This window comes from Anaeromassilibacillus sp. Marseille-P3371, assembly GCF_900169665.1.
Classification (GTDB): Bacteria; Bacillota; Clostridia; order Oscillospirales; family Acutalibacteraceae; genus Anaeromassilibacillus.
Genome location: NZ_LT835157.1, coordinates 2,424,227 through 2,432,202 on the forward strand (window position 1 = coordinate 2,424,227; position 7,976 = coordinate 2,432,202).

Genomic DNA, 7,976 nt, shown 5'->3' on the forward strand with positions numbered 1-7,976 from the left:
GCTTCTGCCGCTGCCTGGATGTCTGCTTCCAGTACTTCCTCGTCGTCCATCAGGTCCTCTGCCGCCTTGTATGCGTCGTCCAGTGCCTGTACGCTCTCCGGCGTGAAGTTCTCTCGATTGATGCTCTCTGCAATCTCCATCGGGATTTCCAGCTGGCTCTTGTCGCCCGCTGCAAAGCTCAGATACTGCAATGCCTCGATCAGCTCAAACATCGCGTTGTTGATCTCGTCCTGGCTTGCGGTCTTCTTTTCTTCGATCGCTTTCGCTGCCTGCAGCGCTTCCTTGTACTTCTTCTGTACCGACGGGACTGCCGCCTCTACCTGCGCTTTCACGTTCTCGCTCTCTGCGATTGTGATCACTTCGCGCAGATTTTCCTTATCCACGATTGTAAACTCATACAAATGATCCAAGCCTTTGGCTGCTTCCTCAGCCGAGATTTCTACAACATAAGCATCCTTCTCAAAGGCACTCTCTTCAACAGCTGTTCCATTGACCTGTACGCCTGCGAATTCGCGTCCATTTGTCGGGGTAAACCGCAGGGTTAGCGCCTCTTCGCTCGCCGGTACCGAATAGACACCTATCAAATCTGCCAACGGCTGCTCCTTTTCGTTCACCGCCAAGGACGCATGGCGGCCACTATACCGGATCACTATGGTTTTTTCCGATGGTTCGATCTCTTCCAATTCGTCGATCGCTGTGCGAATTGCCTTTACCGCTTCATCGACTGCCTCTTGGGGTGCATCTTTTGGAAGGGCAGCTGCATCTTCAAGAGCCTCTTGCAGTTTTTCCCAACTTTCTGCTGTGTAGTCGCTTTCCGTCAATTTTGCAGCTTCCTCTTGTACTTTCGTCAACTCTGTCCAGTTCGCTCCAAAGAACGAGAGGTCCCATTCATCCATCCATTCAATCCGCAGGGTACCATCATCGTTAAATTGAAGTGGCAACCAAAGATAACGGGAATCCTGCAAGTTGTTGGCATTCCAACGATCCGCCATAAAAATAAACTTGTCCGGATACCCCTCCACTGGGAGTACATGCGTACTTTGACCACGGAAGGTAAGATTTGCATCCGTACCTACACACGGATTGGGTAAAAGCTCTTCAAAGGGTCCAAGCGGAGAATCCGCGACCCCATAACCAGCGGCATTTGGACTCCATCCCGTACAACCAGACGTAATGATGTAATATTTACCATCATGTTTAAACATCGCGGGTGCCTCTCGAGACTGGTTCACAAAGTTGCGGGTGTATGTACCGGACTGACTGAGATAATCATCCGATAGCTGAGAAATGTACAACGTCGCATTGTTCTCTGAAGAGTAGATCAAATATGCCTTACCGTCGTCATCCTTAAACAGGGTCATATCACGGCTCATCTGTCCATTTGGGCGTTCACTGCGGATATAAGTAAACGGCCCTGTCGGAGAATCACTCACAGCTACGCCCGCACACGCTTTACTATAGTCAGCACTGTCGATATGAGCCCACATAACGTATTTTCCAGTGGTGTCGTTGTAAATCACCTTCGGTCGTTCCAGAACATTTTCCGGGTCCAACTCGTCGGCATACTCCCCTGTTTGGAGTTCGGGATCAAGGGCTAATCCCTCGTACTTCCAGTTGTAAAGATCCTTGGAAGAATAACACGATACACCGATCACCGGTGTTCTCGTTGTGCCGGGGTCATTGTCCACATCTTTATTTTCTCCATACCAATAGTAAGTTTCAGATTTTTCATCATACAAAATTCCACCGCCGTGTGCCTGTATAAAATCGCCCTCTGTATCTAACCACAGATCGCCAGGAGTAAACGATTTCAAATTACCGATGGACTCGATACGCTCAATCTCTTCTTCAATCAGATTTTTTAGGCTAATAAACTCTTCCTGTGTCGGTGTTGTACTATCCAGAAGTGCCTCTGCCCGAGCGACGAGTGCCTTCAAGTCATCTAGGAGAGATTCCTTTCCCTCGAACGATTCTATAAAGCTCTCTGCTTCCTGAATCGCTGGGGGCAACATAGATGTATCGATCGTAAAGTCATTTAGACGAACTACGTTGATCTCTGCTGCTGAAGCAAATGACTTTTCTTCGTTATTCTCCGAGGTATAGGCAGTCAAGCGCAAATACCTCGCCGTTACCGGAGTGAAGGATGCTGTTTTTTCGTCCTTGGTCGGCTCCCACTCGCCGGTTGCCACTGTAGTGAAGTCCTCACCATTTTCACTAGCACTGATCGCATACTTCAAAATGGTACCATTCCAGTCCTTATCCTGACGGGGTAGATACTTCATCTGATAGACATCGGTATATGTCTTTCCAAGATCCAGTGTGATATAGTGTGGCAACTGCGTATAATTTGTCCAATTGGAATGCCACCAGGTGCCAGTATTTCCATCAATAGCCTTCGAAGCTTCATTCCCCTTTTCTTGGGTATCAGCTGTTGCCGTCATGTTTTCTTGAGGAATCAACGTAGGTTCTGTCGCAGGAGCAACATCTTTCAAGGCCGTCTGAATACTCTCAGCGGCGGCATCAAATTCTTCCTGCGTAAAGAGTTTATCGCTAGAGAGCATTTCCTCCGCCTTTTCTACGGCAGCGGTCAAAGAAACGATTTGTTCAGGATCTCCTTTATAACTGTCTAAGAATGCACGACCTTCCTTCGCTGCTTCTTGCAATTCGGCCTTGTCTACAACAAAATCCGCCTTGCGCACAATGTTAATCTCGGCTGCAGAGGCAAACTGGTCATACTCAAAGTCGTTATTTCCCATAGAGGAAATGGCTGTCAAACGCACATAATGTGCCCCTGTCGCATTAAAGGATGCCGTTTTGAGATCACGATTTGCATCCCAAGTGCCCTCCGCAACCTTTGTGAATACATCCCCATCATTACTAACGGAGATCTCATAGCCAAGAATGGTTCCATTGTACTGTGGATTTCCATTTGAAGAATCCTGGCGAGGCAGGTACCGCAACTGATAGACATCATCATACTGCTCTCCCAAATTCAAGGTGATAGAAAGTGGGCATACCGGATGACCGTCAGACCAACTGCTATGCCACTTCGTGTTGTTGTTGCCATCGATTGCTTTATCCGCGCCTTCTCCAGATGCCGAGCTGTCTGCAGTTGCAGACATTTGACTTTGCGGAATGACAATTTCTTCACCCTCCTGAGCAGCCATCGCCACAAAAGTGCTCGTTCCCTCTGAGGTTCCAACGGTTGTCGCGCCTGCCGCTGGGATGCCACTGATGCACAGAGACAATGCCAGAATCCAGGCAAGTACTTTTCTTCTTCTTTCCATGATTTTCTCCCCTTTTACTTTCATATTTCAAACAGAGAAACTCTGTCTGTATGTTTATATATAGAATCTATAACATTTTTTCATAATTATTTAAATTATCGTTATAATAGCACAAATCCCATCTCACATCAAGCATCAATTTTAAAATGAGAAATTTATCCATATTCATGCAACAAAAGTCTATAATCATATTTCTATTTTATCATAAAGTCTAAATTAGAATAATATCAAACAGAGTCATTTATAACATTATTCTTTTATATGAAATTGATTTGATAAAGCAATAAAATTTTTCTTACTTCCAATTCTGTGATGTCTGCAATATATTTCTATGGACAGTAGTTCAAAATAAAGCCTCTTAGAAAATTACTAGTAATTCATCGCTGTCTATTCCACCACACTGGCTGGTATCCCCTTAATAATCCTACAAAGACCGAAGCCCCTGCGCCGGATTTTCCGGTGCAGGGGCTTTTGTCTGATATGGACCTGCTATAAAGAGGATTGCGTTTTCAGTTTCTATTATGGGGACCTTTCTCCTTACTAGTTTTCCAAAAGTTGTTCTCACCCTCATCGCAAGAGGTCTACCCTCTACTTTTTAATTTCTACCTGGAATAACGTTGTCCGGCCTACGGTTCCCATACAATGCGAACTTTACATTCTGAAAGACCTAGTAATATCGTATAGATATTCCTGTTCTATTCCAAATCGCGTGTACTTTCACCTGGTGATGTATAACGTCTTGCTCTCCTGCAATGCTTTCTACGGAAGATTCCAGATTTCGACTGCCGAACATGCAGTACCTTCCATACCTACAACGCTTTCTACACTAACGTTTACTATTGATCGTCCAGTTCTTGCCAAATACAAATGGATCTCTTTTCCAAGTCATCCAATATACAGCCAATCGTCCGGATACACAACGTCCTTCTCTCCTAAGGCGTTTCCCACGGATGTTTCCTACTGCTGGTTATCGGACATATAGTGGCTTCATACCTACGACATGTTCTACGCAAGCATTCTACTATTAACTGTCCAACTCTTATCCAATACGGATGGTTGCCTTCCCCAAGCTATTCAGTATTCAGACGATTCCCTCGGGTGCATAATACCTTTTCACCTCTAGGGTTTTCCTACGGAAACTTCCTGCTACCAGCCACCCGGGTACGGTACATAGCACCTTTATGCCTATGGCGCTTTCTACACTAGTGTTTGGCTATTGACCGTCCAATTCTTGCCAAATATGGATGTCTTCCTCAAGTTATTCAGTATGTAATCGAACGTCCGGAAACATAGTACCTTTCGCTCCTAAGACGTTTCCTACAGAAGTTTCCTGCTGGTTGTCGGGTACGTAGCACCTTCATATCTACGGTGTTTTTTATGCAAGTATTCCGCTATTGACCGTCCAACCCTTGCCAAATACAGATGAATGTTTTCCTCAATCTATCCAGTATTCAGCCAATTACCCCGAACACATAGTGCCTTCTGCGTCTATGGCGTTGCCTACATGAGTTTCCCTCCTCCCAGCCGCCGAGTGTGTAGCCCCCTCCACGCCTATGGCACCTCCTATAGAAGCTCTCTGATATTAACTGCTAGGTCTTGATTGTATACGAGCTACTTCCACTCTTTGTACAACACGATTCCAGTTTTTATCGATTATTCCTGATTTCCTCTGTAGAATCATTCTTTATACCATCCCCAAAAGCTTATATCCAACCGTACGAGTAATGACGATACAATAATGCCGCCACGTGATATACCACCTGTAAAAAGATGGCCCATCAGAGATATTCCATATTTTTTGCTTTAATGAACTCTTATGCTACCATTACCGTGCAATGCAGTTTCGCATTTTGTCCCAACAAAAAGGTACGGTACAACAGCATAATTGTGGTCCGGCAGCGCCGTGTAAACGCTTGTGCTCTGGTTCCTTAGCGTGTGGGGGTATCCTCGTCTTGACACGCAGCGTCCTTCACTCCTACAGGGTGTGTCCTTCTACGCAATTTTCCTGCTTTGTTTAACGGATACTTGCTGGAATACGGAGTGCTTCTACTCATTCCGAAATACGTTGCAATGGTTTCCGATTATTCCCGATTCCCCCTGTAGAAGCACCTTCTATCCCATTCCCAAGAGTTTACCATATCCATCCAACCATACGAGCAATGGCGATACCATAACGCCACCATACGATACATCCCTATCCCTGAGATACGTCCGTAGCATCCGACTTGGATTTGGGTTCCATACCAGGAACATTAGCGCTAAATCTGACAACTCACGAACTCTGTCGGTAGGCGGATATGCTTCCCATTCTGGAGCATTGCCTCCCGTATCTCCAATTGCGCAATAGTCGGATTTGTACCAAGACCTTGTAAAAAGATGGCCCAGCAGGGATTTCCGCGTTTACATTTGGAAACCGCCTGCTGGGCCATATCGGTGGAACGTCTCTGCCTGTATCCTACTTGTCCGGCCTCTTATTTCTCTTATAAGAAACAGACCGAATGATATACATACACACTGGGAAAGTTACCGGTTCGAAGTATTGCACTTTTGGAAGTGTCTGCTTCTATCTTTCCGATATACCGATCTGAGACATCCCATATTCTTTTTTGCTCTTACGAACTCTTATGCTACCGTTACCATGAAATGTAGTTTTACATCCTGGCCTTGCAGGGCCGTATAAGCACCCGCGCCTCTGGCCCGGTGGACGCACAGCGTCTTCCACGCCTGCGGCGTTTCCTGCGCAAGCTTTCAGCTATCGGCTGCCGGGTGCTTGATCGAATATGTACACGTTTATACCTTACACAAATTGCCCGGCGTTCAGCCAACAGTCACCGTACAATGCAGCTTCGCATCCTGGTCCGGAAGGGTGGTGTAAACACCTATGCTCTGGCCCGGTGGACGCACAGCGTCTTCCACGCCTGCGGCGTTTCCTGAGCAAGCTTTCTGCTATCAGCTGCCGGGTGCTTGATCGAATATGTACACGTTTATACCTTACACAAATTACCCGGCGTTCAGCCAATGGTTACCGTGCAATGCAGTTTCGCATTCTGGCCCGGAAGTGTGGTGTAAACGCCTGTGCTCCGGCACGGTGGACGCACAGCGTCTTCCGCGCCTGCGGCGTCTCCTACGCAAGCTTTCTGCTATCAGCTACCGGGTGCTTGATCGAATATGTACACGTTTATACCTTACATAAATTGCCCGGCGTTCAGACAATGGTTACCGTACAATGCAGTTTCGCATCCTGACTCGGCAGGGTGGTGTAAACGCCTGCGCTCCGGCACGGTGGACCATAGCGCCTTTCGGCCTGCAATCTTTTGCTTCCTTTTGGAAATTCCCATACATTTTATCTTTCGCTTACATCCCAAGTACACAAAGTCTCAACGCAGTAAACCCCCGCCCCGGTTTCCCGGAGCGGGGATTCTGCTCTTTGCGAAAGGGGCTCCCTTCGCTCAATTTACTAAGATGTCCGCCAAGGATGGCTGGGCCATGCTCCTGTGGACGCACAGCGTCTTCCGCGCCTGCGGCGTCTCCTGCGCAAGCTTTCTGCTATCGGCTACCAGGTGTTTGATCGAATATGTACACGTTTATACCTTACATAAATTGCCCGGCGTTCAGCCAATGGTTACCGTGCAATGTAGTTTTGCATTCTGGCCCGGAAGGGTGGTGTAAACGCCTGTGCTCCGGCCCGGTGGACGCACAGCGTCTTCCTCGCCTGCGGCGTCTCCTACGCAAACTTTCTGCTATCGGCTGCCGGGTGCTTGATCGAATATGTACACGTTTATACCTTACACAAATTGCCCGGCGTTCAGCCAACGGTTACCGTGCAATGCAGTTCTGCATTCTGGCCCGGCAGGGTGGTGTAAACACCTGTGCTCTGGCCCGGTGTACCAACTGCATAAACTCTGTAGTAGTAGTCATTGCCGATCTGGGACACAAACTGCGTCTTCAGAACGCTTCCGTTGCCCACTGTGAAGCTCGGCGCCAGTCCGTTTCCATTGACCACGGTCATCTTGAAGGTGTACATGCTTCCTCTGTTCAGCGTGATGGCATTTGCCGCATCACTGCGCACACTTGCCGCTGCACTCTGGCTTGCAGAAACCACACCCGCTGCTCCATATGTGTTGCTTACATTTCTCGATGTGGAGCCGCTCTTCTTCGCTGTCGTCGTCTTTGTCTCCAGGTTCTGGATGCTTGCTTCCAGTGCTTCTACGGCACTCTTGACCTCTTCTTCGGTCGCTGCTTCATTGTTCAACACAACCTTTGCGTTGCTCAATGCCTTCTGCATCGCTGCCACGCTCTTTGCTGTGTACTTGCTGGTGTTCACTGCCTCTGCTTTTCCAATCAGGTCTTTCAAAGCGTCCTTGTTCGGAATCATACGCAGTGCTGTAATCGCATTGAGCAGTTCTTCGGCCTTCTCATCCACTGCCTCCTGGGTTGCATTGTCATTTTCCAGTAGATCTTCTGCTTCTCCCAGGACGGTTACAAATACACTCCATTCATTATCCTGGATGTACTTCGAAGCATTCTTTACAATCTCTTTGCCTTCTGCTACCAAAGCTTCCAGATCCGTCCTATCTGCACGGAAGACCAGGTTGTCAAGCGCTTCATACAGCGCTTCTGCCGCTGCCTGGATGTCTGCTTCCAGTACTTCCTCGTCGTCCATCAGGTCCTCTGCCGCCTTGTATGCGT

The 7,976-nt window shown here is 47.7% G+C and carries 2 protein-coding genes; both read right to left on the minus strand.

Annotated features, from left to right (window positions below):
• Positions 1 to 3,287, minus strand: a 3,287-nt coding sequence (locus B9Y59_RS15795) for a discoidin domain-containing protein (RefSeq protein WP_158089000.1), incomplete at its 3' end; no start/stop codon positions are given.
• Between the two features lie 3,805 nt (positions 3,288 to 7,092).
• Positions 7,093 to 7,976: FIVAR domain-containing protein (locus B9Y59_RS10180; protein WP_198945611.1), on the minus strand; the 884-nt coding region annotated here is incomplete at its 5' end.